General features: G+C 67.8%; 28 protein-coding genes and 1 tRNA gene. 18 read left to right on the top strand and 11 right to left on the bottom strand.

Translation table 11 applies throughout. The annotated features are described in order from the left end of the window. Positions 1 to 29 precede the first annotated feature (29 nt). Complete coding sequence (locus ACVBD7_RS10185; protein ID WP_458097369.1) at positions 30 to 1580, bottom strand: glycosyltransferase family 4 protein; 1551 nt, start codon at positions 1578 to 1580, stop codon at positions 30 to 32. 199 nt (positions 1581 to 1779) lie between these two features. On the opposite strand from ACVBD7_RS10185, the gene ACVBD7_RS10180 reads away from it, so the two are divergent. The 7 genes from ACVBD7_RS10180 to ACVBD7_RS10150 all read left to right on the top strand — a co-directional run bounded on the left by ACVBD7_RS10180 (position 1780) and on the right by ACVBD7_RS10150 (position 4727). Further along, on the top strand, positions 1780 to 2112 hold the full coding sequence (locus ACVBD7_RS10180) for a hypothetical protein (protein WP_458097368.1): 333 nt from the start codon (positions 1780 to 1782) through the stop codon (positions 2110 to 2112). 115 nt (positions 2113 to 2227) lie between these two features. Next, on the top strand, positions 2228 to 2437 hold the full coding sequence (locus tag ACVBD7_RS10175; protein WP_458097367.1) for a hypothetical protein: 210 nt from the start codon (positions 2228 to 2230) through the stop codon (positions 2435 to 2437). A 337-nt stretch (positions 2438 to 2774) separates the two neighbouring features. Beyond that, on the top strand, positions 2775 to 3047 hold the full coding sequence (locus ACVBD7_RS10170; RefSeq protein ID WP_458097366.1) for a hypothetical protein: 273 nt from the start codon (positions 2775 to 2777) through the stop codon (positions 3045 to 3047). Between the two features lie 385 nt (positions 3048 to 3432). After that, positions 3433 to 3678 carry a hypothetical protein gene (locus ACVBD7_RS10165; protein ID WP_458097365.1) on the top strand — a complete coding sequence of 82 codons (246 nt, stop codon included), beginning with the start codon at positions 3433 to 3435 and terminating at the stop codon, positions 3676 to 3678. 88 nt (positions 3679 to 3766) lie between these two features. Continuing rightward, a complete protein-coding gene (locus tag ACVBD7_RS10160; protein WP_458097364.1) occupies positions 3767 to 3961 on the top strand; it encodes a hypothetical protein in 195 nt (64 codons plus the stop codon). Between the two features lie 329 nt (positions 3962 to 4290). Further along, positions 4291 to 4506: a hypothetical protein gene (locus ACVBD7_RS10155; protein ID WP_458097363.1), complete on the top strand. Its 216-nt coding sequence runs from the start codon at positions 4291 to 4293 to the stop codon at positions 4504 to 4506. Beyond that, positions 4503 to 4727 (top strand): nuclease, encoded by a 225-nt coding sequence (locus ACVBD7_RS10150; protein ID WP_458097362.1) that lies wholly within the window; start codon positions 4503 to 4505, stop codon positions 4725 to 4727. Before ACVBD7_RS10155 ends, ACVBD7_RS10150 begins: the two co-directional genes overlap by 4 nt. A gap of 42 nt (positions 4728 to 4769) precedes the next feature. Here the strand turns inward: ACVBD7_RS10150 and ACVBD7_RS10145 are convergent, their stop codons facing one another. Beyond that, a complete protein-coding gene (locus ACVBD7_RS10145) occupies positions 4770 to 5048 on the bottom strand; it encodes a hypothetical protein (protein ID WP_458097361.1) in 279 nt (92 codons plus the stop codon). 89 nt (positions 5049 to 5137) lie between these two features. On the opposite strand from ACVBD7_RS10145, the gene ACVBD7_RS10140 reads away from it, so the two are divergent. The 3 genes from ACVBD7_RS10140 (at position 5138) to ACVBD7_RS10130 (ending at position 8041) form a co-directional block, all read left to right on the top strand. Continuing rightward, a complete protein-coding gene (locus ACVBD7_RS10140; protein WP_458097360.1) occupies positions 5138 to 5911 on the top strand; it encodes a CatB-related O-acetyltransferase in 774 nt (257 codons plus the stop codon). Between the two features lie 238 nt (positions 5912 to 6149). Then, positions 6150 to 6740: a GDSL-type esterase/lipase family protein gene (locus tag ACVBD7_RS10135; RefSeq protein WP_458097359.1), complete on the top strand. Its 591-nt coding sequence runs from the start codon at positions 6150 to 6152 to the stop codon at positions 6738 to 6740. A gap of 239 nt (positions 6741 to 6979) precedes the next feature. After that, the gene (locus tag ACVBD7_RS10130; RefSeq protein ID WP_458097358.1) at positions 6980 to 8041 is read left to right on the top strand and encodes a sialidase family protein; all 1062 of its coding nucleotides are present in this window, start codon (positions 6980 to 6982) and stop codon (positions 8039 to 8041) included. Positions 8042 to 8073: 32 nt separating this feature from the next. Here the strand turns inward: ACVBD7_RS10130 and ACVBD7_RS10125 are convergent, their stop codons facing one another. Together ACVBD7_RS10125 and ACVBD7_RS10120 are read right to left on the bottom strand one after the other, a co-directional pair. Then, a complete protein-coding gene (locus ACVBD7_RS10125; RefSeq protein ID WP_458097357.1) occupies positions 8074 to 8529 on the bottom strand; it encodes an HD domain-containing protein in 456 nt (151 codons plus the stop codon). Between the two features lie 123 nt (positions 8530 to 8652). Next, positions 8653 to 8799 carry an excalibur calcium-binding domain-containing protein gene (locus tag ACVBD7_RS10120; protein WP_458097356.1) on the bottom strand — a complete coding sequence of 49 codons (147 nt, stop codon included), beginning with the start codon at positions 8797 to 8799 and terminating at the stop codon, positions 8653 to 8655. Positions 8800 to 9294: 495 nt separating this feature from the next. Between ACVBD7_RS10120 and ACVBD7_RS10115 the strand changes: the two genes are divergently transcribed. Together ACVBD7_RS10115 and ACVBD7_RS10110 are read left to right on the top strand one after the other, a co-directional pair. Further along, positions 9295 to 9483 (top strand): type II toxin-antitoxin system HicA family toxin, encoded by a 189-nt coding sequence (locus ACVBD7_RS10115; protein ID WP_458097355.1) that lies wholly within the window; start codon positions 9295 to 9297, stop codon positions 9481 to 9483. A 78-nt stretch (positions 9484 to 9561) separates the two neighbouring features. Then, positions 9562 to 10149 (top strand): type II toxin-antitoxin system HicB family antitoxin, encoded by a 588-nt coding sequence (locus ACVBD7_RS10110; protein WP_458097354.1) that lies wholly within the window; start codon positions 9562 to 9564, stop codon positions 10147 to 10149. A gap of 4 nt (positions 10150 to 10153) precedes the next feature. Here the strand turns inward: ACVBD7_RS10110 and ACVBD7_RS10105 are convergent, their stop codons facing one another. Together ACVBD7_RS10105 and ACVBD7_RS10100 are read right to left on the bottom strand one after the other, a co-directional pair. Then, positions 10154 to 10531 (bottom strand): glycoside hydrolase family protein, encoded by a 378-nt coding sequence (locus tag ACVBD7_RS10105; protein WP_458097353.1) that lies wholly within the window; start codon positions 10529 to 10531, stop codon positions 10154 to 10156. Positions 10532 to 10713: 182 nt separating this feature from the next. Next, the gene (locus ACVBD7_RS10100) at positions 10714 to 11370 is read right to left on the bottom strand and encodes a calcium-binding protein (RefSeq protein ID WP_458097352.1); all 657 of its coding nucleotides are present in this window, start codon (positions 11368 to 11370) and stop codon (positions 10714 to 10716) included. 125 nt (positions 11371 to 11495) lie between these two features. Here ACVBD7_RS10100 and ACVBD7_RS10095 point away from each other — a divergent pair, with 125 nt between their 5' ends. Together ACVBD7_RS10095 and ACVBD7_RS10090 are read left to right on the top strand one after the other, a co-directional pair. Beyond that, positions 11496 to 12008, top strand: coding sequence for a hypothetical protein (locus ACVBD7_RS10095; protein ID WP_458097351.1), 513 nt, complete (start codon positions 11496 to 11498; stop codon positions 12006 to 12008). Then, positions 12005 to 12370: a helix-turn-helix transcriptional regulator gene (locus ACVBD7_RS10090; protein ID WP_458097350.1), complete on the top strand. Its 366-nt coding sequence runs from the start codon at positions 12005 to 12007 to the stop codon at positions 12368 to 12370. Before ACVBD7_RS10095 ends, ACVBD7_RS10090 begins: the two co-directional genes overlap by 4 nt. Here ACVBD7_RS10090 and ACVBD7_RS10085 read toward each other — a convergent pair. The 5 genes from ACVBD7_RS10085 to ACVBD7_RS10065 form a co-directional block, all read right to left on the bottom strand. Next, on the bottom strand, positions 12347 to 13567 hold the full coding sequence (locus tag ACVBD7_RS10085; RefSeq protein ID WP_458097349.1) for a tyrosine-type recombinase/integrase: 1221 nt from the start codon (positions 13565 to 13567) through the stop codon (positions 12347 to 12349). The genes ACVBD7_RS10090 and ACVBD7_RS10085 overlap by 24 nt on opposite strands. Positions 13568 to 13734: 167 nt before the next feature. Continuing rightward, positions 13735 to 13825: transfer RNA gene (locus ACVBD7_RS10080), tRNA-Ser, on the bottom strand. A gap of 46 nt (positions 13826 to 13871) precedes the next feature. Then, a complete protein-coding gene (locus ACVBD7_RS10075; RefSeq protein ID WP_458097348.1) occupies positions 13872 to 14435 on the bottom strand; it encodes a nucleoside 2-deoxyribosyltransferase in 564 nt (187 codons plus the stop codon). A gap of 259 nt (positions 14436 to 14694) precedes the next feature. Then, entirely contained in the window at positions 14695 to 15351 is a 657-nt protein-coding gene (locus ACVBD7_RS10070; RefSeq protein ID WP_458097347.1) for a flavin reductase family protein, read from the bottom strand. 11 nt (positions 15352 to 15362) lie between these two features. Next, the gene (locus tag ACVBD7_RS10065) at positions 15363 to 16298 is read right to left on the bottom strand and encodes a 2-hydroxyacid dehydrogenase (protein WP_458097346.1); all 936 of its coding nucleotides are present in this window, start codon (positions 16296 to 16298) and stop codon (positions 15363 to 15365) included. 223 nt (positions 16299 to 16521) lie between these two features. Between ACVBD7_RS10065 and ACVBD7_RS10060 the strand changes: the two genes are divergently transcribed. The 4 genes from ACVBD7_RS10060 to ACVBD7_RS10045 are packed head-to-tail and all read left to right on the top strand — an operon-like array spanning position 16522 to position 21517. Beyond that, the gene (locus ACVBD7_RS10060; RefSeq protein WP_458097345.1) at positions 16522 to 17310 is read left to right on the top strand and encodes an SDR family oxidoreductase; all 789 of its coding nucleotides are present in this window, start codon (positions 16522 to 16524) and stop codon (positions 17308 to 17310) included. An 18-nt stretch (positions 17311 to 17328) separates the two neighbouring features. Beyond that, the gene (locus tag ACVBD7_RS10055; protein WP_458097344.1) at positions 17329 to 19407 is read left to right on the top strand and encodes a hydantoinase/oxoprolinase family protein; all 2079 of its coding nucleotides are present in this window, start codon (positions 17329 to 17331) and stop codon (positions 19405 to 19407) included. After that, positions 19404 to 21023, top strand: a complete 1620-nt coding sequence (locus ACVBD7_RS10050; RefSeq protein WP_458097343.1) for a hydantoinase B/oxoprolinase family protein — start codon at positions 19404 to 19406, stop codon at positions 21021 to 21023. Before ACVBD7_RS10055 ends, ACVBD7_RS10050 begins: the two co-directional genes overlap by 4 nt. A 17-nt stretch (positions 21024 to 21040) precedes the next feature. Continuing rightward, a complete protein-coding gene (locus tag ACVBD7_RS10045; RefSeq protein WP_458097342.1) occupies positions 21041 to 21517 on the top strand; it encodes a YaiI/YqxD family protein in 477 nt (158 codons plus the stop codon). Positions 21518 to 21545: the final 28 nt, after the last annotated feature.

Below are 21545 nucleotides of genomic sequence, written 5' to 3'. Positions count from 1 at the left end.
GGTGAGGGCTTCAGGGGAGGCGGCCACCCTCAAGAGGTAGGCGCATCCGCGGCTTCGCCCGCCGGCGTCGCCCCCTCGAGCGCTCGTAGCACCGCTGCCGCGGCCGCGTCCCAGGGCACCGACCGGAAGTCGCGCGCCACGCGGGCCTGCCAGTCCCGCAGGCCGTCCGGGTCCTCTACCACCGCGCGGATCACGCGATAGGCCTCGGTCGTGTTCTCCGGGTCGAAGTAACGGGCGAGCGACCCGCCGGCCTCGGGCAGGGAGGTGGTGTTGGAGATGACGGGCGGCTTGCCAAAGGCAAGGCTCTCCGTCACCGGCAGGCCCCAGCCCTCGTAGAAGGAGGGGAAGAGGGTGAACTGCGCGCCCTGGTAGAGGGTGGTCAGCTCGCCATCGGTCGGGTCGCGGAACAGCACGAGCTTGCCGCCGAGATGGTCGGCGTTCTTCAGCTGCTGCATCAGGTCGGACACCATCCAGCCCACACGCCCGGCGAAGACGAGGGCCGGCACCTTCTCCAGCGGCATCTCCTCCAGCATCCGACGCCACACGCGGAACAGCAGCACGTGGTTCTTCCGCGCCTCGATGGTCGAGACGATGAGTGCGTAGCTTCCCGCCGGCGGGTAATCCCGCCCGGGCAGGCGCTGGGCCGGCGCAGGGCTGCCGAAGCCGGTGCCCATGGGAATGGCGATCGGGCGGGACCTCAGCTTCCAATCATGCTCGCGGCCATAGGCGTCCACATCCGCGGCGCTGGCCTCGGATATGGCCATCAGCAGGTCCGCATGGGGCAGCACGGTGCGCAGCCAGTGGCCGAAGATCTCGACCAGCCCCTGGTCGCACCACTCCGGCCGCCGCAGCGGGATGATGTCGTAGAGGAGGACACCGAAGCGAATGCCCTTCTCGGCCTTCGCCTTCGCGATCAGATCCGCATAGCCGCGGTGGAACCAGGGCGAGCCGAGGACGAGAAGGGTGTCACCGGGCCGGGCGGTGTCGAAATCTAGAACCGGCACAGGCACGGCCGCGGCCGAGGCTTCCGCCCCCTCGGAAGATTCCTCGGCGGAAGCGGCCGTCGCGGGAAGGGGCTGCGGCCTGGACAGGGACGGCGCCGGGCGCCGGGGGAGGTAGGTCTCGAGGGCGATGCGGCCTGCATGCGCCGCGCTCTGCACCGCGCTGATCTGATACAGCACCGCATTGCCGAGCGGCTGGCGCAGGTGCTGCGGGAACCGGCGCGCCATCCAGCTGAGCATCCGCCGCCGCAGGCGCCGGCGGGGCGGGGCCGGCATGTCCGGCACGGAGGGCGTCAGCGTCCCGGCCGCAGGCGCCAGGCGGGCCTCGGCACGGGCGGCCGGCGCCTCAGGGGGCGGCGGGGCGTTAAGGCGGACGAACAGCTCCTCTACCGAGGACCAGGGCACGGCGAAGAAGGACATCCCGCCCGGCGCGTGGCGCAGAAAGCGCACCCGTTGCTCGCCCGCTGCAGCCACGAGGCAGCGACAGATCTCGAACTCGACGCGCTGGATCCCGCTCGGGCGGGGATTGGCCCGCGCGTAGTCGAAAAGGTCCTCCACATCGATCCAAATCGTCGTCATGCGTGGGCTTTCTCCGGGCAGTTGACGGTCGTCCCACGACGCGGCCGCAAAAGCTCGGCCGCGCGTCGTCCTGCAGGGGCTGGTCGCTGAAAAACCTCCGCAGATCAAGGCCGCACGCTATGGAACACGCCGGGAACATCACCTAGATTAGGGTGGCCCCCCGGCGATCCTTCCCCGGTCACGGCACCGAGGAGCCACCATGTCCCAGAAATCCCGCCAGTCCCCCGTCCAGCTGGCCTTCAAACGCATCCTGGAAATCCTGGCCCGCGGCGCCGGCCCGGATCGGATGGGCCGCGAGGCAGATGCCATCGTGGCGCAGCTGCGCGAGCAGGGCGATGCCGAGCAGGTGCAGACTTGGCTTGAGGAGCTGCGCGACGGCTTCGCCGAGAATGCCGAGGCTGCCTTCGAGGCGATTGATGAGATCGAGAGCACGCAGAAGGCCGAGCGGCGGCACGCCGAGAACGCGGCGAACGCGATGGTCGCGTGCCGCGATGCCTTCGGCAGCCATCTCCGGGCGCCCGCCCTCACCTGAGAGGACGGCCCGCTCCATGGGGCGGGCCCGCCGGCGCGACACGTCGCCCTCCGGCAGCGTGGATTCGCCAGAAGGGCGATTGTGCGGCGCACAGCCTGCGCCCAAGCTGGGCGGCATGCGCAGACTGTCGCACGGCCAGGTCAAGATCATCAGCGTCCAGAGCATGCTCGACCCCTGGACGGGCGAGCAGCAGGTTGCCGTGCTCTACGAGGATGTTGAGGGCGGCTGTGTCGTGATGCTGAGCGAGGAGCGCTGCGAGGAGCTCGATCTGCGCCGGGCCGCACGTGAGGGCCGTGCCATCCCGACACCACGCTGGCGGAAGTAGCAGCCAGCCCTGTCGGAAATCGGTCCGGCAGCAGGTTCAGGCAAGATAATGGCGGACAGGTTGTCCGGATAAAAAGCGGCATAAGCATTTGCAGACGCGCGCCTTTTTCTGGGTAGACGCGCTGGATACCCCCAAGGATACCCGCACGAAACATCGTTCGTAAATTATCTCTGATAGCTGAGAGGGAAGGGGGCCCGCCCGAACCTTCCAAATGCAGTAGAACATAAATGGAACGTCGGGTTAAGTTCTTCACCGATTAGCGAAGGACTCGACGGTTGCTAAGACGCCCGCCCGCCCCTCCGTTCAGCAGGAGGTCTCAACCCGTATCACCCGGCTCATGCAGAAGGAGCCGTCCCCTGCCCGCTGCGTGCTGGAGGTGGAGACCATCGTGGTCGGCCTACGCCGCGACGGAGACGTCGAGCAAGTTCAGGGCTGGCTAGAGGAACTGCGCGACGGCTTCGCCGAATCGGTCGAGCAGGCCGCCGAGGCAGTGGACGAGGTCGAGACCAGCCAGAAGGCCGAGCGACGCAAGGCTGAGAACGCCGTGCACTGCCTGCACGCGATCAGCCAAGCGTTTGGCCAGGCAATGGCCCTTCCCGCCCTGACATGAGCCGCTGGCCATCCTTCTGGTCCAGCGCCGTCCGTGAGGCGGTCGGCCGGGCCTACCGCGACGCAGGCGGTCGCGGAGCGGATGAGGACGGCCGGCTCGCCGCAGGTGTCGAAGCCTTCCTGTATGCTGGCGGCGTGGCCGCAGTGCCGCGCGAGACGGTCGAGGCCATCATCCGCGATCTCTCCCGCAATCGCCTGGATTGGCTGCTCGCGCCGGCTGAGGCCTGGGCGCTCCGGCAGCACCGCCGGTACCAGGACGGACGCCTGCGCTGGCGGCGCCGGTTCCGGTGGGAGAACACAGACGTGGGGATGCTGCAGGCAGCCGATCGGTCGCAGTCGGAGGCAGGTGAAAGACGGAGGATCCGCTCACTCCCGCCGACCCGAAGATGCTGCAGCACGCGGTGCTCTACGCCCTGCGCTTCAGCGAGCGCGGCAAGAACCATGGCGTGCGCATGCGCGATGACCCGGAGATGATGGCCGCGGCTGCGGTGAAGCACCTGGCGCAGTCGGGATACAGGATCTTCAAGGGGCCGCCGCTGGGCGCGCACTCGGCGCCATCGTTCCGGCATACCGAGGCCCCCGCCCCGGGGGGTGGGACGGAGGGTACTCTGGGATCGGAATTGCGCGAATAACCCGGCGCGGATGCAACTTAAGATAGGTTCGGCGGGGACGGCAATGCGCTGTGGATGCCGTTGTGAATAACCTGTGGAGGGCCTGAGGATGGATGTGGATGACGTGGCGCGCGGGGATGCGTACCTGGGCCACCGCATCAACGAGAAGGTCGAGGAGCTGAACGATCTCCTCCGCCAGGCGAGCAAGCGGAAGCTGTTCACCCAGGTCGACGTGACCGATCAGGACATGCACGGCGACGAGCCGCCGATCCGCATTGTCGAGGTGCGGCTGGAGAAGGCCTGACCCGGTGCACACCCGCAGGATCATATTGCCGTCGCCCAGGCGCCCCCATTGCGCCACCTGCCGGAAGCCCCTGCGCAACTGGATGGACGGCTTCGGGCTCGAAGGAGAGGGCCGGTTCTGTACTGTCCGGTGCGCCGTGGTGTGGGGCCAGAAGGACGGGCGGGCGTTGCAAGCGGCGAACGAGGAGGCTGGACTTAATTGACACAGCCGACCCAGCGCGCCGAACTATTCCGCGCTCTCATTCGTTTTGCCCTTGACCATCGGCCTGTAATTCCGCATATTGCGGATATGGCGAGGGGTTGGCCCCGCCAGTTCGAGTGGAGACACCGATGAGCGCTTCGACCCTTTCCTCCCTGGACCTGCAAGAGCAGGTGGCTCGCATCGAGCGTGCGCAGGAAGAGACCCGCAAGTTCGCTGCTGAGCAGCACAAGCTGACCGCCGAGGCGGCCAAGCTGAACCGGGACCGCTTCTGGGTTCCCATCCTGGCCATCGCCTCCGCCATCGCGGCGTGCCTCAGTCTTCTGAAGAGCTCGGGGGTCTTATGACCCCCACCCGGCTTCGGGAATGCCTTGCCCTGCTGCGCTGGTCACAGCGGGGGCTGGCCGATGCGCTCGGCATGGATGAGGCACGGGTGCGAAAGATGGCTCGCGGCACGTCTGAAGTGCCAGTCGATCTGGCAGCGTGGCTGGAGCGGCGCGCGGTTGCGATGGCGGACGATCCGCCGCCCGCAATAGTAGACGGGCGGCGCCGCGCAGAGGCGGCCTGAACGCAGGAGGGGTGGCCAGTGGGCCTCCCTGCCGGCCGTCCCTTACGGCCTCGGTTTCGCCAACACATACGGCAGCGGCAGCTTTCCGTGATCGAGCCAGATGTCGAGCACGTAAATGATGTGATCCACGCTCCCGATCTCGCCCCAAAGCCCAGGCATGTCCGGCGGGCCGTTGAACAGGCCGTGCAGGGTGCGCTGCTTGTTCGAGTGGATTGTCGCGCCCCGGTAGGAAAATGACGGGCCGCCGTGCAGGCCGGGGTCGGCGGTGACGCGCAGCTCGTGGCGGGTGGAAGCGAGCGTCGGTGGCAGGAGGTCGGGCATTGGGTCGCCTTGGAAGGTAGCCAGGGAACAGATTGGCCGCGTTAAAATCGCGTAATACAGTGGCGGGAACGGCTTTGCGGGAGCAGTGCGTGATCGTCACAGAGGAACTGATCAAAGTGTTCGGCGAGGCGCGAATTTTCCTGTCAGTAAACGGCCAGCAGCGGCTTAGGACGGGCTCGCCTCTGTTTGTCAGTCCCGGCGCGCAGGTAGAATGCTACTCGTCAATTTTGAACGGCGGCACAATTCCGAAGGCCTTCGGCTCCTTCTCTTACACCTGGTCGCCCCTGAAGCAGTATATGACCGTCGGCCGCTACTGCTCTTTGGCGGGAGGCATTTCCTTCATGGGAGCTGACCACCCGCACCATTGGGTTAGCACCTCCCCCTTCGCCTTTCAGCCGGGACCGGCGGTGAACGCGGCCTATAGGGATCATGGCTTCGACATCGCGAGCAGGAAGTCCCCCCCTTACAATGGGAGGAAGAACAAGCTGATCATCGGCAATGATGTCTGGATCGGCGGTAGTGTGCTGCTTCGCGACGGCATCACTATTGGGGACGGTGCGGTTGTCGCTGGCGGGTCGGTGGTAACAAAAGACGTGGCGCCCTACGAGATCGTCGGCGGGGCGCCCGCCAAGCATATCCGCTTCCGCTTCCCTGAACCGATCGTGGAGCGCCTGCGCGCCTCGCGCTGGTGGCGCTTTCATCCCGCCGTGCTGAACAGCATGCAACCGCACAAGGTAGAAGCATTTTTGGAGCGGATCGAAGACGCCTTAGCGCAAGGCACAATCTCCCCCTTCGTCACAGGGCACCTTGTCTTTCCGTCCGCCTCCGGGCTGCCTGAGTACCGCCCGCCGGCTGGCGTCTGAGGTGCTGCGCCTCGAAGCAGGGAATGTCGGCAACGCGTATCCTGTCGGCACAATGTGTTGTTTGTAACGGGGCCACGACTTGCCCAGAGATCCCCGGAGGCAACATAGCGACCTCCGTCTAAGGGTAAACCGAGTGAGACTGCAGATCATCGCAGCCGTAGCCCTCCTGGCATCAGGAGCTGCTGAGGCGTGTGAGCCTCTTGCCGCCGAGGCGCGCCGGTCTGGGTATAGCTCCCGCATGGTCGGCCTAATGGAGCGGCTGGGAGAGGATCGGACCCCCACCATTTTCATGGGGGACAGCCTGGTCGCAGGCTGGCCCGAGGCTGCCCGGCAGCTCGTGTTTCCAAGCGGCTCCATCAACTTCGGGGCGAACGGCGACCGCACCGCTAACCTACTCTGGCGCATCCAACAGGCCATCCCCGACGGTGCGCAGTTCGAGAACGTTGTGCTTCTCGTCGGCACGAATGACCTCGGGGGCAAAACCTCAGAGCAGATTGTGTGTGCGATCGAGAGCCTTGTCCGTGAAGTGCAGCGGCGCTCATCCGGCGCCCGCATCTTCGTCCTGGAAATCCCGCCACGCGGCCCCGGCTTGGCTCGCTTCAGCGAGCGGATCGAGCTGATTAACCGAGCGCTTCCATCTCGACTTGGAGCGCTGGGGGCTAAAGTCGTTCCCATCCATGCCGAGTTGCTCCGCAGGAGCGCCGCCGAGGGGTCAGAGGCTTTCTTCCGGGATCGCCTACATTTCACCCCTGCCGGCTACGATGTGCTTACGCAGGCGCTGCGGGACGCGGTCCAGGCAAGTAAGACTTTAAGTCCATCACCCGGCTGATAAGCCGTCGCATGCGCGCAAACAGGCTACCCCGAAAGTAACTAGCGCGGTACTAGACACGCCGAACTACCAGTCAAGCGTCGAGGACAGGTGAGTGGATGCTGGGTGATAGCTTAACGGACCGGGCCGCCACTCTTGAGCAGCCGGCCGCGCTCCTGCCCCGTCCACTCAACGCCACCCCGCGCCGCGGAGGGACAGAGCCGCCGCTCCTCTCTGCGGATCCTCACTATGCGACCTACGTGTCGCACCAAATCCAAAGCATCGCCCGGGTCGGTCAGCGCATGTGGCGGGCCAACTACGGCCAGAACCACCTCCGGGTCGGCGCCGGCGGCGAAGGAATTGGCGCGTTCGTTCGCGTGCAATACAGCGACCTCCGCCCGGACGGGACGCTCGGGCCTTGGGTCTTTGCCTTCGCCTGCGTGCCGCGCGCGGGCACCAGGTTCAGCGTAATCGACCCCCACCTCTGCGCTATGCCGGATGGCCGGCTGCTCATAACCATGCCGACCTCCGGCGTCGGGCGGGCAGCCTGGGCCTGCGTGCTCGACAACCCGCTGGACGATGCTGAATGGAGGGTCGGCCCCTTCTGCTTCCTAGGGATCGGCTTCGTCGGACGCCCACGGGTCATCGACTTCCGCGTCTACATGACGGTGAACGAGCCGGTAAACGGTATCAAGCCGGTCGATGTTTGGCAGGGCGCCCGCGTTTTCCGGCTCCGCTTCGACGGCGAGATAGTCGTGCCCGAGCACCTCTCCACCATCCCGCCGGTCGAACCCCGCGCTGAGACGAGCACCTTCCAGGAGACGAGCCTCGTCCCGCTGGGCGGGCGTGGCTTCATGGCCTTCTTCCGCACGAAGAAGGGCCAGTTCGTCAGCAAGGACGAGCGCGGCGACGGGGCTTGGAGCGAACCCGAGAGGCTTCCCTTCCGCACCATCCCCTCGCGCTACGACGCCGCGAAAAGCCCGAGTGGTCGCATCGTGTATGCGGGCAATGGTCCGAAATCCCGCGGCCGCGACAACATGTCCGTGCGGCTTTCCGACGATGAGGCCCGTACTTGGCCGGAGAGGAAGGCCAACGTCTTTTTCAAAAGTGTGTGCTCCTATGCCTCGATCGAGTTCGGTGCGGACGCCCGGGGCCTTTACAACGGGCTTATCTATGTGGCCTTCGACCACGGGCGCGGGACAATCAAAGACCCGCGCAACCCGGAACGCTACCTCAACGGGCTGATCACAGCCGTGTTCCGAGAGGAGGAGTTGGCGGCCGGCAAGGCGGAGCCAATCCAGCTCGACAGAGTGAACACTTAAGCAGCGCGTCGCGACGCTCGCGCCCCACGTGCTCAGCCCATCTCCGTCTCACACAGCGTCCGCTCAGCCGCCTCCAGCCGCTCGCGAGCGGGCGCATAGCGCCGAGCCACCATCTCTGGAATAGCTCGGCCATCTGCGGAGTTGTGGGCGTTGTCAGCCATTTTCACCCGGATGGCCCAGAGATCACCCGAGGCGGCCAGAAACGCGATCCAGTCGAGATACACTGCCCCGGGCGGTTTGGTGAGCCGCTCCACCATCTGAACGGCACAGCCCGAGACACCGGCCGCGAGCAACCCTGCAGATGTGGCGGTGGTATCCTCCAGCACATCGTGCAGCCACGCTGCTTCCTCCGCATGGTCAGGCGCATCGGGCCACCGTTCCCGGAGGATCGTAACCACCGCAGTGAGGTGGTCGATGTAAGGCTCCCCGCGCTTGTCAGTCTGCCCAGCGTGAAGCTGGCACGCGAGGGTAGCTGCGGTGATCGTCATAGCAGAGGGGGCCTCCACCATTAACCTATGATGAGGCCGCCGGATGTCTACAGCTCCATTCACCCAGGGCACGCTCTCCCCTCCGACGCTTCACCAGTCCCGGCAGTACAAGTCCGCCGGCTGTCACCCACTGAGGGCGGCCGGCATCGTCCTCGTTGAAGGCCCGGCATACCGACACAGCGCCTCGCACGGCACACCATCACCATCCCCGTCCAGCCGCGCGAACCCGCACTGGCTGGGGTGGGACTGCGCCTCTGCGCACCTTGTCATCTCCCGGCAGTCGCGCTTAGCGCCTAAGCGCCAAGAATACAGTCCCGCAGGAAGACGTAGGAACCTGGGTAAGGGACGGTGTTGATGCAGAGCCGCTGCTGGCTGACGGGCAGACTGCTCCACCCAGCACGCAAGCTGTCGTAGGCCTCCTCCTCCCCATCCATGCACAACCGTCGCTCCGCCATTGTCCCGCCAGCTTGCTCGCAGCCAAGTGCCGGCAGAAAGACCGGGAAAACAGGGCGGGCTTCCGATGCACGCTGGCTAGCTCGGCGCGGCGGTTGGCTTCTCGATGTTGGTGCCCTGCTGGCCTCTACGCGAGGAGACTTTGGGCTGAAATGCCTCGGCGGGGGAGCTTGGACGCATGCCGCGACCGCCAAGGCGCAAAGGGGGAGGTATCGGCGCATGAGACTGACGCTAACCATGAGCGCTTAGCCGCGCCAGCCTTCTAGGGATCCGGCAGCATGGGCGGCGTCCTATCGGCAGAGATCCAGCCTCATGTCGCAGCCTTGCTCAATCGCCGCCATCGAAGCGGACGGGTGGTTCGAGGTAGCTCAGGCAGGCAGCCACAAGCAGTTCAGACACTCAACCAAACCCGGACGAGCCACCGTCTACCATCCAACGAAGGAGCTAGCGATCGGAACCATCAAGAGCATTGAACGACAGACAGGTGTGAAGCTCCGGTGAGAACCGGGGCTTTCACCCTACCGAAGCCGACCGAGGGCAGAACTCTCGATGACACGCTGGACAAGGAGGTCCAAAGTCATGGCCACGCGATACTACACCGCGCTTTTGGAGCGGGTACCGGGCGGGTTCTCCGTCTCCTTCCCTGACCTCGACGGGTGCGTGTCTCACGGCATCACCACCGAGGATGCGGCCCGCCAGGCCGAGCAGGCTCTCGCCCTGCACCTGCGCGGCATGATCGAGGACGGCGATGCCATCCCTGAGCCCACGCCCCTGGAGCAGGTCGAGCGCGACCCCGAGGTGGAGGAGCTTGCCCGTATTCTAGTGCGTGCCGAGCTGCCCGGCCGCGCGGTGCGGGTGAACATCACCATGGAGGAGGGGCTGCTCGCGGCGGTGGACGCCACCGCGCAGCAGCAAGGCAAAGAACCGCTCGGCGTTCCTTGCGGACGCTGCGTGGGCAGCTATTCAGGGAGTGCGGGCAGCATGACCGAGGAGGAGAAGGCGAGCCTTCTATTTCGCCGCCGGCCTGGGCCAACGCAGGCAGAACTAGAGCAGCAGATCCTGGAACTACTCAAAGCTTCCAAAGAAGACGACAGTCCCCGGCCTCTTGAGCCTGGAGAGAAGGCGAGGCGACAGGCGTGGTTTAGAGAAGCGTACGGCCAGGACTAGTGCACTACCGGTCCTGCAATCCCGTCTCACACAGCGCCCGCTCCGCCGCTCGACGCTTTACCAGCCCGGGTAGCACCCAACCGCCTGCCGTCACCCACTGCGGGCGGCCGGTGTCGTCCTCGTTGAAGGCCCGGCACCCGCCCCGCCAGTCGCCGGAATTAAAGCGGCGAGCCGCGGTGGAACGGCAAAATGCACCTGTGCCGATGTTGTACGCGAAGGACACGGCCGCCGCGGTCTGGTTCGTCCGCCCCGCCAGCCCCGCCAGCCCCGGCACGCAGGCCAGCACGGGCGCGGCATGCGCGACCAGCTGCGTCTCGAGCGAGGCTTGGCACTCCGCCTCCGTGTAGCGGTAGCCGACGACGACGTTGGTGGTTTCGCCCATGCACTTCGTCGGGGTGCCGATCGGATCGAGGTAGCCGACCAGCCGCGTGCCTTCAAACTGCGGGACGATGACGACGAGGATCTCCCGCGAGGGGTGGGGGTATGGCGGGCCGTTGCGCGAAGTCGAGGCTGGCGCGCCATCGCTCGCTCAGGAGAAAGCCCATGGCTGACCGACGATCTACCTCACCAAGACGTATGAGGAACGGGCGCCCATTCGACCAAGCAAATTTGCTCGACCTCGGAGAAACGCATCGTCTCGCCCGCGACGTTGAGCGAGCCGCCGAAACTGGCCGCGTTGCCGGCCGCGTCGGTGAAGGACACGACGTTGTCGCTGACGCTCATCGTCAGGCCGCTGCTCTCCGCGTCCAACGCCAGCGAGCTCGCCAGCGTATCGATGCTCATCCCGCCGATGAGCAGGGCGTCATTTCCCGGGCCACCTTGGAAATGGTCGTTCCCGTCCCCGGGCTGCCATCTGTAGCTGTCATCCCCGTCGCCACCACGGGCCGCGTCGGGAGTAGCATCACTCACCCCACCGGTGAGTTCATCGTTCCCCGCTCCGCCCTCGATACTGTCTGCGCCCCATCCGCCGCAGATGACGTCATTCCCGCTCCCACCAAATGCGGTGTCGTTGCCCCCACCGGTGTGGATGCTATCCGACCCGTCCCCGCCATAAACAAGGTCGGCGCCCATGCCAGTGCTGACATGGTCGTCGCCACCCAAGGCGGAGACCACGTCGTTCTCGGAAGTCCCTTGAAGGTGATCGTCGCCCTGAGTTCCTTGCACGAGGACGCCAGCGACGACCTTGTCGAGCGCATCCATGGCGAGGGGCTTGGGAGGCATGGCGGCAATCCAGGCTTGGGTTGGTTCCGGGACCATACCGGAGTGTCAGCCGCTCAGACGAGTCCGTTCATACCTGTTCCTGCCATCGGCAGGGCCTATCGCCATCTGCCGCCGGGACGTGTGGCATGAGCGGGCTCACCACCCTTGCGAAGGCCGACCTCTACGGCCTCCGCCGCCTCGCTATCGCGCAAGCTCGCACCCAAGACGCCTGGGCGAAGGGTGTTGGCGTGTCGGCCAGCTACGTGTCCGAGGTTCAGGCCGCCCGGAAGCCCTTCTCGCCCCGCATGCTGGCCGCGCTTGGCGTTGAGCGGGTGACCATCTACCGGCTCCTGGATCCGGCGACGCAGCCCGGCGATGCCGCTGCCATCACCCGAGGCATGAGCGCGGCGGACCGGCGCACCCTCCTCTGGCTGCCTGCGGATGGCTCACCGCGGAAGCGTCTGGACGCGGTGGCGGGCGATTGGCGGCGGCTGCTTGAGAACCTGAAGCGGCTGCGCGGCATGCGCCTGGCCGAGGAGATCATGGTGGAGAAGGTGTCGCAGGGCTGGGCCGCCACCGAGGCCGGGCTGGTTGCACGCGACGCTCTGCGGGACGCGCTGCATGGGCGAGTGACCGAGCAGGAGGGCGAGACGCGATGAGCAGCATCGGCAACCGGGCAGGTCTCGTCCCAGGCGACACGATGATGTCGCCCATAGCAGGCAGCGTCATCTCGGAGGATGATGTCCTCCTCCGAATCGGGGAGGTGGAGGAGCGGGCCGGCCTCAGCCGCAGCACGATCTACAAGCGAATGGGGGAGGGCACCTTCCCGGCCGCGGTCCAGCTCGGGGGTGGCGTGGTGCGCTGGCGTCGGTCCGAGATCCGCGCCTGGCAGCAAGCGCTCCCTGCCCGGGAAGCTGCGCCGCCGGCTCCCGCGGCGATGCTGCCCGAGGCATCCGCCGGCCCGGCGGTGCGCCGGCGGGGCCGGCCGCGGAAGCCTTTAGCGGCGGGGCATGTTCAGTAGGGAGAGGGCAGGGGGCTTCCCTGCCATCAGGATGTCGCCCCACTCCTGCGCCAGCTCGCGGCGCCACTCCATGTGGAGCGCTTGGTTATAGGCAGCCTCCACCTTGTCCTTCGGGGCATGCGCCAGCATCAGGTCGATGACCGCCCGGTCCTGGCGATGCCGCTCGTTCATGATCGAGGAGAAGGCAGCTCGCCACCCGTGAGGAACGTGCTTGTCCGCGTAGCCGGAGCGCTGGAGCAGCTTGTTGAGCGAGGCCTCGGACATGGGCCGGTGCGCCGACCGGACGTTGTTGAACACGAAGGGGTATCGGCCGGTGAGCGGCCGAATCGCCCTCAGGGTCTCCACCGCCTGACGCGAGAGAGGCACCTGGTGAGGAGCCTTCATTTTCATCCGCTCGGGGGGAATGTCCCAGAGCGGCACGCCGCCATCGAGATCTCGGAACTCAGACCACTGGGCGCCCCGCAGCTCGCCCGGGCGTACCGATGTCAGAGCCAGGAAGCGCAAGGCGAGCTTGGTGGTCGGTTGGGCGGGGATGGACTCGGCGTCGGCCAGAATGCTCCGCGCACCGTCCAGGGTAATGATCGCGGGCTGCCGGCCCCGGTCCACCGGCTGCAGAGCCGCTTTCATCACCGCGGCCGGGTTCTCGGTGCAGATGCCCTCAGCCATGGCATGCAGGAAGATCGCCTCTAGGCGCTGGCGCACCCGGTGGGCCGTCTCGACCGCCGGCCGGGCCTCGATTGTCCGGAGGACGCGCAGCAGGACCGGGGCCGATACCTCGCTGATCGGCAGCGCGCCGATGACCGGGAAGACGTGTCCCTCCAGGCTCCGCATCACGTCCTTCACATGGTGAGGCGTCCAGTGCGGTGACTGCAGCGCGTGCCAGGCTCGCGCCACTGCTTCGAGGGTGTTTGCAGCGCCGGCCGCGCCGCGGACCTTGCGGAGGCGCTTCTCGATGCTGGGATCTCGACCTTCGCGGAGCAGTGCGCGCGCACGGTCGCGCTCCTCGCGGGCAGCCGCGAGTGATATCTCCGGGTAGGCGCCGATCGCCAGCAGCTTTTCGCCACCGCCGAATCGGTAGCGAAAGCGCCAGAGTTTGGCCCCGGTGGTGGAGACCATGAGGTGCAGCCCGTTGGCATCGGGCAGCTTCACGGGCTTCTCGCCCTTCTTGGCTTCCTTGACCTTGCGATCCGTCAGCATGGAGGCCTCCGATACCCGCACTCACCGACGCCGAAACCCGCAAGGATACCCGCGAAAGCCGCCGATTTGCGAAGTGAGAACCGGACTGCTTCGGAAAATGGGATGCCCGCCCGAGCCCGCCAATTCAAGGCGTTTCGGTGTTCTTCGGCGGTTCTCGGAAGGCGATATGGCGGACAGGGTGGGATTCGAACCCACGATAGGCTTTTGACCTATACGCACTTTCCAGGCGCGCGCCTTCGACCGCTCGGCCACCTGTCCCGCGGCGGCGGGATATACGGGGACCCCGCCCGGGCCGCAAGACGGGTCAGGCAGATTCCATCAATGCCCGCACCGCGGCCTCGAAGGCGGTCAGGTCGCGCCAGCGATCCTTGGGCAGCACCTCCCGCGTCACGAAGGCCCCGCCGGCCGATCGCAGGCCGCCATCGATCATCAGGTTGTCGTGCAGGCCATGGGCTTCGAGGTGCAGCCCCTCCGCATCCTCCCAGCCGCCCTCGGCCCGCAGCCGTGCCCCATCGCCGAGAAAGGCAAGGGTGCGCTCGGTGAAGGCAACCGTGCTGTTGGAGTAGGCTGCAACCGGCCGGCCGAGGGCGCGCATGAAGCCCAGCTCATAGATCGTGCCCGCATCGGCCGATGGCCCGCGGAACGGGGTCAGGTTGGCGATCAACGCGTCCGAGGCGCGGATATGCGCCTCGTTGCGCAGGTAGATGGCCAGCCAGGTCTCCGGGCAGGCGTCAGCCTCCGGGCAGTGGATGGGATCGGTCGGGAAAATCCCCGTGGCGCCGTGGCGCGCGCAGACCGCGCGCTTGGCGTCGGCCAGCACGCCAGCATCCGGCAGGAAGACCTCCGGGCCCGCAAGATAGATACGCATGCAACGAATATAGGAAACGGTGCCCCGGCTGACACCATTCCGTCGGCATATCCTGTTCCGCGCGGCGCCACGCCCGGCGTGGCTCGCCGCCGCGGCCCCGAACTGCTGACGCGGACGGCAAGCCCTCGGCCTAGGGGAGGGCTCCTTGGCCCTGCAGGAGACAGGCCATCACGGCTGCCAGGGTCAGGGCCAGTGCAGTACCTGTCCCCTCGGCCTGGCGCCGCCCAGCAAAACGCCGCTTACCCCACTGCGCTGCAAACTACTCCGGCCGCTTGATGCCTGCCACCACCTGCTCCGGCGTCACGCGCGGCATGTCGAACCGATCCGTGGTGCGGGAATACCAGCCCCCGCCATGCATGCGCCCCACCAGCCCCAGCTTCGGCGTGTCCACATACAGGCGCGCCGCGTCCAGCATGCAGTCGTCCCGCACATGCACCGCCAGCACCTCGCCCAGTACCAGCCGGTGCGTGCCGATCGGCACGATCTGGAACACCCGGCATTCGAGTGCCACAGGGCTCTCCGCGATGCGCGGCACCCGAATGCGGGCCGAAGGGGCGGTGGTCAGCCCGGCCTGTGCGATCTCGTCCACCCCCGGCGGGAAATCGGCGCCGGTGACGTTCATCGCATCGGCGAGCTCCTCGCTCACCATGCAGACGGTGAACTCGCCCACGGCCTCGATATTGGCCATCGTGTCCTTGAACTCGTCCCGCTCCTCGCCGCCCATCCCGCGCGCACCGACGCCGATCCCCACCACCACGGGGTCGTTGCTGAACACGTTAAAGAAGGAGAAGGGCGCGGCGTTGGTGCGCCCCTGCAGGTCCTGGGTCACCATCCAGGCGATCGGCCGCGGCACGATGGTGGAGACCACCAGCTTGTACCGGTCCTTCTTAGCCAGGGCCTCGAAGTCGAACAGCATGGCGGGTTCCTTCAGGCCGCCCGATGCGGCGGCTCGGTTCCTTGGACCAAGAGGGCATCGAGGTTGTCGAGGCAGCGATACCCCATCGCGTCGCGGGTCTCGATCGTGGCGCTGCCGAGATGCGGCAGCAGCGTGACGTTCGGGGCGGAGTGATACCCTTCGAAGATCGCCGGCTCGCCCGTGAACACGTCCAGCCCCGCCGCGCGCAGATGCCCGGCATGCAGCGCGTCGCACAGCGCCTGATCGTCCACCGTGGTACCGCGTCCTGTGTTCACCACGATGGCGCCCTTCGGCAAGGCGGCGATGCGTGCCGCGTTCAGCCAGCCCTTCGTCGCCGCGCCGCCGGGGATGTGCATCGACAGCACGTCGCAGGAGGCGAGGAAGCCGTCGTCCTCCCCGTGGAAGGTCGCGCCCTCCTCCTCGGCCGGGGAGAGGCGCGCGCGGTTCCGGTAATGGATCACCATGCCCATTCCGCGCGCCATTCGTGCCAGCTCCCGCCCGATGCGCCCCATGCCGAGGATGCCCAGACGCTTGCCCTCCAGCGTCACGCCCATGAGCTGGGTGGGCGCCCAGCCCGTCCATTCCCGCGCCCGCAGCAGCCGCTCCGCCTCGCTTGCCCGGCGCGCGCACATGAGGATAAGCAGCATCGCGATCTCGGCGGTGGCCACGCTCAGCACGTCCGGCGTGTTCGTCACCGCGATCCCGCGCGCCTTCGCGGCATCGAGTGCGATGTGGTCCGTGCCGACGCTGAAGGTGGCGATGATCTTCACGCTGCCGGGCAGGCGCCCGATCGTCTCCGCGTCCAGCGCATCGCCCGCCGCGCACAGGATTCCGTCGCACCCCTCGGCGGCTGCCAGCAGGGCGGCGGAATCGAGCGTCCTGTCCGGCCCCTCCGGCCGGCGGATAGCGTAGTCGCGCGCCGCGCGCGCCTCCACGGCCTGGGGCAAGGTCCGGGTTTGCAGAAGCGTGGGTCGATGCATAGCGGCGAGGATGCCCAACCCCCGCCCGCTTGCCAAACCCCGCTGACCGGAGATGAGACAGGGAACCCGGGCCGGCCCCGATCTTGCCAGCCACTCGGCAGGGGCCTGATCTTGCAACCGCGAGGGCCCCGGTCCAGGGTCCGGCCGCATTTTTGCCGATTCATCTCGATCGGTTCAGGGAGGGTTTGCGATGGAACTCGGTCTTCGCGGCAAGCGCGCGCTCGTCATGGGCGCTTCCAAGGGCCTCGGCCGGGCCATTGCCGAGGCGCTGGCCGCCGATGGCGCCGCGCTCGCCATCTCCGGCCGCGAGGTCGAGCGCCTGCAGCCGGTCTGCGAGGCCCTGAAGGGCATGGGCGCCACCGCCGCCCACCCCTTCGCCGCCGACGTCGCCAAGGGCGAGGACATGGACGCCCTGGCCGCGGGCGCCATTGCCGCGCTCGGCGGGATCGACATCCTCGTCCTCAACCATGGCGGCCCCCCTGCCGGCACCGCCGCCGACCTGACCGAGGAGGCGCTGGAGACCTGGTTCCGCCGCATCGTCCTTTCGCCCATCCGCATGGCGAACAAGGTCCTGCCCGCGATGCGCGCCCAGGGTTACGGCCGCATCATCGCGGTGGGCAGCACGGGCATGGTGCAGCCCCTGCCGAACCTCGCGCTCTCCAACGTGCTGCGCGCCAACATCGTCGGCTGGATGAAGACCCTGGCCGACGAGGTCGGCCCGGACGGCGTGACGGTAAACGTCATCGCGCCCGGCGCCATCCGCACGGACCGCAGCATCGAGCTGGCCGGCGCCGCCGCCACCAAGCAGAACAAGACGCCCGAGCAGATCATCGCCGAGCGCGAGAAGACCATCCCGATGCGCCGCTACGGCACCGCGGAGGAATTCGGCAAGGCCGCCGCCTTCCTGGCCTCGGACGCCGGCTCCTACATCACCGGCACCATCCTGCGCGTCGATGGCGGCGTGGTCCGCGGTTTCTGAGAAGGACTGACTGAACGGATGACTGGCCTGCGGCTGGCCGCCGATATCGGCGGCACCTTCACCGACCTCGCGCTCGAGCGCGCCGACGAGCACCGCGGGTTCGAGCGCTGGACGGCCAAGGTGCTCACCACGCCATCCGCACCCGAACGGGGCGTGCTGGAGGGGATCCGCACCGTGCTGGCGAAAGCCGGCAAGGGCCCCTCCGACATCGCCCTCTTCATCCACGGCACCACCCTGGCCACCAACGCCGTCATCGAGCGCAAGGGCGCGCGCACGGCGCTGCTGACCACCGAGGGCTTCCGAGACGTCCTCGCGCTGGGCAACGAGAGCCGCTACGACCAGTACGACCTAAACATCACCCTGCCGCAGCCCCTCGTCCCCCGCCGCTGGCGCCTGCCGGTGCCGGAGCGCCTGGACAACGAGGGAGTGATGCTGCTGCCGCTCGACGAGGGCGCGGTGCGCGAAGCCGTTGTCTTCATGCGCGCCGAGGGCATCGAAAGCCTCGCCATCGGCTTCCTGCATTCCTTCGTGAACCCCGCGCATGAGCGTCGCGCCGCCGAGATCGTGCGGGAGGAATGGCCGGAACTCCCGGTCTCGCTCTCGAGCGAGGTGAGCCCGGAAATGCGCGAGTGGGAGCGCTTCTCCACCACCGCCGCCAACGCCTATGTCCAGCCGCTGATGATGGGCTACCTGCACCGCCTCAAGGCCGGGCTGGCGGAGGCGGGCTTCACCTGCCCGCTTTATCTGATGCTGTCCGGCGGCGGCCTCACCACCCTCGAAACCGCCGCCCGTTTCCCCATCCGCCTCGTGGAAAGCGGCCCCGCCGGCGGTGCCATCTTCTCCGCCTTCGTCGCCCGCCAGAAGGGCTGGGACCGCGTGCTGTCCTTCGACATGGGCGGCACCACCGCGAAGGTCTGCCTCATCGACAGCTACGCGCCGCAGACCGCCCGCACCTTCGAGGTGGCCCGCATCGGCCGGTTCAAGAAGGGCTCCGGCATGCCGCTGCGCATCCCGGTGATCGAGATGGTGGAGATCGGCGCGGGCGGCGGCTCCATAGCCTCCGTGGACGCGCTCGGCCGCATTCAGGTCGGCCCCGAAAGCGCGGGCGCCGATCCCGGCCCCGCCTGCTACGGCCGCGGCGGCGCCAAGCCCGCCGTCACCGACGCCAACCTCCTCCTGGGCCGCTACGACCCCGCGACCTTCGCCGGCGGCGCCATGACGCTGCACCCGGATGCCTCCGCCGCCGCTATGGGCGCCTCCCTCGGCGCCCTCGGCCTGGAACCCGCCATGGCCGCCCTCGGCGTGGTCGAGGTGGTGGACGAGAACATGGCCAATGCCGCGCGCGTCCACGCCATCGAGAGCGGCAAGGGCTATGACGGCCGCGCCGTGATCGCCTTCGGCGGCGGCGGTCCCGTCCACGGCTACCGCGTGGCCGAGAAGATCGGAGTGAACCGCCTCCTCGTGCCCTCGGGCGCCGGCGTCGGCTCCGCCATCGGCTTCCTGCGCGCGCCGGTCGGCTACGAGGTGGTCCGCAGCCTTTACCAGCGCTTCCGGACCTTCGACGCCGCGGCCGTGAACGCCCTCCTCGCCGACATGTCCGCCGAAGCCCGCCGCGTGGTCTCGGACGGTGCCTTCGGCGCCGCCCTGGTCGAGCGCCGCATCGCCTATATGCGCTATGTCGGCCAGGGCCACGAGATTGCGGTGGAACTGCCCGTGCACGCGCTGGACGACGCCGACGTTGCCACCATCCGCGCCGCCTATGACACCGAATACGCCGGGTACTACGACCGCCCCGTCCCCGGCAGCGACGTGGAAATTCTCTCCTTCGCCGTGACGGTCGCGACCGAAGTGGATGCGCCACCGCCGATCGCCGAGGTGGACACAGCACCCGCGCCCGAGCCCATCCGCCACCTCGCCGTGCGCGACACCGCGAAGGGCGAGGTCTCCGACTGGCCCGTCTATGACCGCGCCGGCTTCGCCCCCGGCGCCCAGGTTCCCGGCCCTTGCATCGTCGCAGAGGCCGAAACCAGCACCCTCGTCGGGCCGGGCTGGACCTGCCGCATGGACGGCCTCGGCTATCTGGAGCTGACACGATGAGCGAAGCCCTCGCCGCCATCCAGCGGCAGATTCAGTGGAACCGCCTGATCGCCGTGGTGGAGGAGCAGGCGCAGATCATGATCCGCACAGCCTTCAGCACCACGGTGCGCGAGGCGGGCGATCTTTCTGCCGGCATCTTCGACCTGCGCGGCCGCATGCTCGCTCAGGCCGTCACCGGCACCCCCGGCCACGTCAATTCCATGATGGAGAGCGTCGGCCACTTCATCGCGAAGTTCCCACCGCAGACGATGAAGCCCGGTGACCACTACATCACAAATGATCCCTGGCTCGGCACCGGCCACCTGCACGACCTCACCGTCGTCACCCCCGCCTTCCGCAACGGAAAGATTGTCGGCCTCTTCGCGAACACCGCCCATGTCATCGATGTCGGCGGCCTCGGCATGGGTCCCGAGGGCCGCTCGGTTTTCGAGGAAGGCCTCTACATCCCCATCGTGAAGTGCTTCAGCGAAGGGGTCGCGAACGACACCTTCTTCGACATCCTCCGCGCCGGCACCCGCACGCCCGCGGAACTTGAAGGTGACGTGTACTCCCTTTGCGCCTGCAACGACGCCGGCGCTCGACGTCTTGTCGAGATGATGGACGAGTTCGACATGGACTCGCTCGACGATCTCGCGGAATCCATCTTCGAAGCCTCCTCCCGCGCCACCCTTGCCGAGATCGCGAAGCTCCCGCGCGGCGAATACGCGGCCCAGATCAGCTCGGACGGCTACGAGGCCCCTGTCACCCTGCGCGCGCGGATGACGATCGCGGAGGACACCATCACGGTGGACTACGCCGGCACCTCGGGCGTCTCCGGCCGCGGCATCAACGTCCCCGCCGCCTACACCCGCGCCTATGCCTGCTTCGGCATCAAATGCGTCGTCGCGCCCGAGGTCCCGAACAACTGGGCCTCGCTGCTGCCCTTCCACATGCAGATCCCCGAGGGCTGCATCCTCAACGCCCCGCGCCCCTTCGCCGTCGCCGTGCGCCACGTCGTCGGCCAGCTCCTGCCGGACCTGATGATGGGCTGCCTGCACCAGGCCGTCCCCGACCGCGTCACGGCGGAGGGCTCCTCCTGCCTCTGGAACCCGCCTCTCCGCGGCGGCGCCCAGGTCAGCGGCGGCGAGGCCGAGCTGCCCGATTTCGAGGTCATCACCTTCAACTCCGGCGGCACCGGCGCCCGCCCGACGCAGGATGGTCTGGACGGCACCGCGTTCCCTTCCGGCGTCCGCACCATGCCCGTTGAGGCCACCGAAAACGTCGCCCCCGTCATCTTCTGGAAGAAGGAACTCCGCCCCGGTTCCGGCGGCCCCGGCCGCACCCGCGGCGGCCTCGGCCAGATCATGGAGATCGGCGCGAAGGGCGACGCCGAATTCGCCGTCAACGCCATCTTCGACCGCGTGGCGAACGCGCCGAAAGGCCGCGACGGCGGCGGGGAAGGGGCCCCCGGCTGGGTCGGCCTCACCGACGGCACCACCCTCCGCACCAAGGGCTACCAGGTCATCCCCCGGGGCAAGCGCCTCCGCCTGATGCTCCCCGGCGGCGGCGGCATGGGAAACCCCGCGCAACGCGACCCCGCGCTGGTCGAGCGCGACATCGCGGACGGCCTGGTCTGACCGCCCCCCACATCTACGTGGACGGCGACGCCTGCCCCGTCCGCGACGAGGTCTTCCGCGTCGCCGAGCGCCACGGATTGCCGGTCACCGTCGTCTCCAACGGCTCCCGCGGCGTGCGCCTGCCCGATGGCGTGCGCCGCGTGATCGTCGCCGAAGGCCCCGACGCCGCCGACGACTGGATCGCGGACTCGATCAGGCCCCACGACATCTGCGTCACCGCCGACATCCCGCTCGCCTCGCGCTGCCTCGCCAATGGCGGCTACGCCGTCGCCCCCAGCGGCAAGACCTGGGACAGCACGAATATCGGCGCCGCCCTCGCCGGCCGCGAAATCTCCCGCCACATGCGGGAGGTAACCGGCGGGCAGACCCGCAACAGCAGCTTCACATCAGACAACCGCTCCCGCTTCCTCCAGGCCCTGGAAGTCGTCGTGCAGCGCGCGATGCGCGGCCCCGAGCCGCCCCCGCCCGCCATGCCGGACTTCTTCTCGGATTAACTCCCAGGACTTGCCTTCCCGCCGCCCG

It is taken from the genome of Roseomonas sp. WA12, assembly GCF_054165765.1.
The sequence above is the reverse complement of the archived record's forward strand: the minus strand, read 5'-3'. Positions and strand labels throughout refer to the sequence as shown.

Excerpts from the sequence above, each read along its gene's own strand:
- ACVBD7_RS10185 (WP_458097369.1), bottom strand. The coding sequence starts at position 1,580 with ATGACGACGATTTGGATCGATGTGGAGGACCTTTTCGACTACGCGCGG.
- ACVBD7_RS10180 (WP_458097368.1), top strand. The coding sequence starts at position 1,780 with ATGTCCCAGAAATCCCGCCAGTCCCCCGTCCAGCTGGCCTTCAAACGC.
- ACVBD7_RS10175 (WP_458097367.1), top strand. The coding sequence starts at position 2,228 with ATGCGCAGACTGTCGCACGGCCAGGTCAAGATCATCAGCGTCCAGAGC.
- ACVBD7_RS10170 (WP_458097366.1), top strand. The coding sequence starts at position 2,775 with ATGCAGAAGGAGCCGTCCCCTGCCCGCTGCGTGCTGGAGGTGGAGACC.
- ACVBD7_RS10165 (WP_458097365.1), top strand. The coding sequence starts at position 3,433 with ATGCTGCAGCACGCGGTGCTCTACGCCCTGCGCTTCAGCGAGCGCGGC.
- ACVBD7_RS10160 (WP_458097364.1), top strand. The coding sequence starts at position 3,767 with ATGGATGTGGATGACGTGGCGCGCGGGGATGCGTACCTGGGCCACCGC.
- ACVBD7_RS10155 (WP_458097363.1), top strand. The coding sequence starts at position 4,291 with ATGAGCGCTTCGACCCTTTCCTCCCTGGACCTGCAAGAGCAGGTGGCT.
- ACVBD7_RS10150 (WP_458097362.1), top strand. The coding sequence starts at position 4,503 with ATGACCCCCACCCGGCTTCGGGAATGCCTTGCCCTGCTGCGCTGGTCA.
- ACVBD7_RS10145 (WP_458097361.1), bottom strand. The coding sequence starts at position 5,048 with ATGCCCGACCTCCTGCCACCGACGCTCGCTTCCACCCGCCACGAGCTG.
- ACVBD7_RS10135 (WP_458097359.1), top strand. The coding sequence starts at position 6,150 with ATGGTCGGCCTAATGGAGCGGCTGGGAGAGGATCGGACCCCCACCATT.
- ACVBD7_RS10125 (WP_458097357.1), bottom strand. The coding sequence starts at position 8,529 with ATGACGATCACCGCAGCTACCCTCGCGTGCCAGCTTCACGCTGGGCAG.
- ACVBD7_RS10120 (WP_458097356.1), bottom strand. The coding sequence starts at position 8,799 with ATGACAAGGTGCGCAGAGGCGCAGTCCCACCCCAGCCAGTGCGGGTTC.
- ACVBD7_RS10115 (WP_458097355.1), top strand. The coding sequence starts at position 9,295 with ATGTCGCAGCCTTGCTCAATCGCCGCCATCGAAGCGGACGGGTGGTTC.
- ACVBD7_RS10110 (WP_458097354.1), top strand. The coding sequence starts at position 9,562 with ATGGCCACGCGATACTACACCGCGCTTTTGGAGCGGGTACCGGGCGGG.
- ACVBD7_RS10105 (WP_458097353.1), bottom strand. The coding sequence starts at position 10,531 with ATGGGCGAAACCACCAACGTCGTCGTCGGCTACCGCTACACGGAGGCG.
- ACVBD7_RS10100 (WP_458097352.1), bottom strand. The coding sequence starts at position 11,370 with ATGCCTCCCAAGCCCCTCGCCATGGATGCGCTCGACAAGGTCGTCGCT.
- ACVBD7_RS10095 (WP_458097351.1), top strand. The coding sequence starts at position 11,496 with ATGAGCGGGCTCACCACCCTTGCGAAGGCCGACCTCTACGGCCTCCGC.
- ACVBD7_RS10090 (WP_458097350.1), top strand. The coding sequence starts at position 12,005 with ATGAGCAGCATCGGCAACCGGGCAGGTCTCGTCCCAGGCGACACGATG.
- ACVBD7_RS10085 (WP_458097349.1), bottom strand. The coding sequence starts at position 13,567 with ATGCTGACGGATCGCAAGGTCAAGGAAGCCAAGAAGGGCGAGAAGCCC.
- ACVBD7_RS10075 (WP_458097348.1), bottom strand. The coding sequence starts at position 14,435 with ATGCGTATCTATCTTGCGGGCCCGGAGGTCTTCCTGCCGGATGCTGGC.
- ACVBD7_RS10070 (WP_458097347.1), bottom strand. The coding sequence starts at position 15,351 with ATGCTGTTCGACTTCGAGGCCCTGGCTAAGAAGGACCGGTACAAGCTG.
- ACVBD7_RS10060 (WP_458097345.1), top strand. The coding sequence starts at position 16,522 with ATGGAACTCGGTCTTCGCGGCAAGCGCGCGCTCGTCATGGGCGCTTCC.
- ACVBD7_RS10055 (WP_458097344.1), top strand. The coding sequence starts at position 17,329 with ATGACTGGCCTGCGGCTGGCCGCCGATATCGGCGGCACCTTCACCGAC.
- ACVBD7_RS10050 (WP_458097343.1), top strand. The coding sequence starts at position 19,404 with ATGAGCGAAGCCCTCGCCGCCATCCAGCGGCAGATTCAGTGGAACCGC.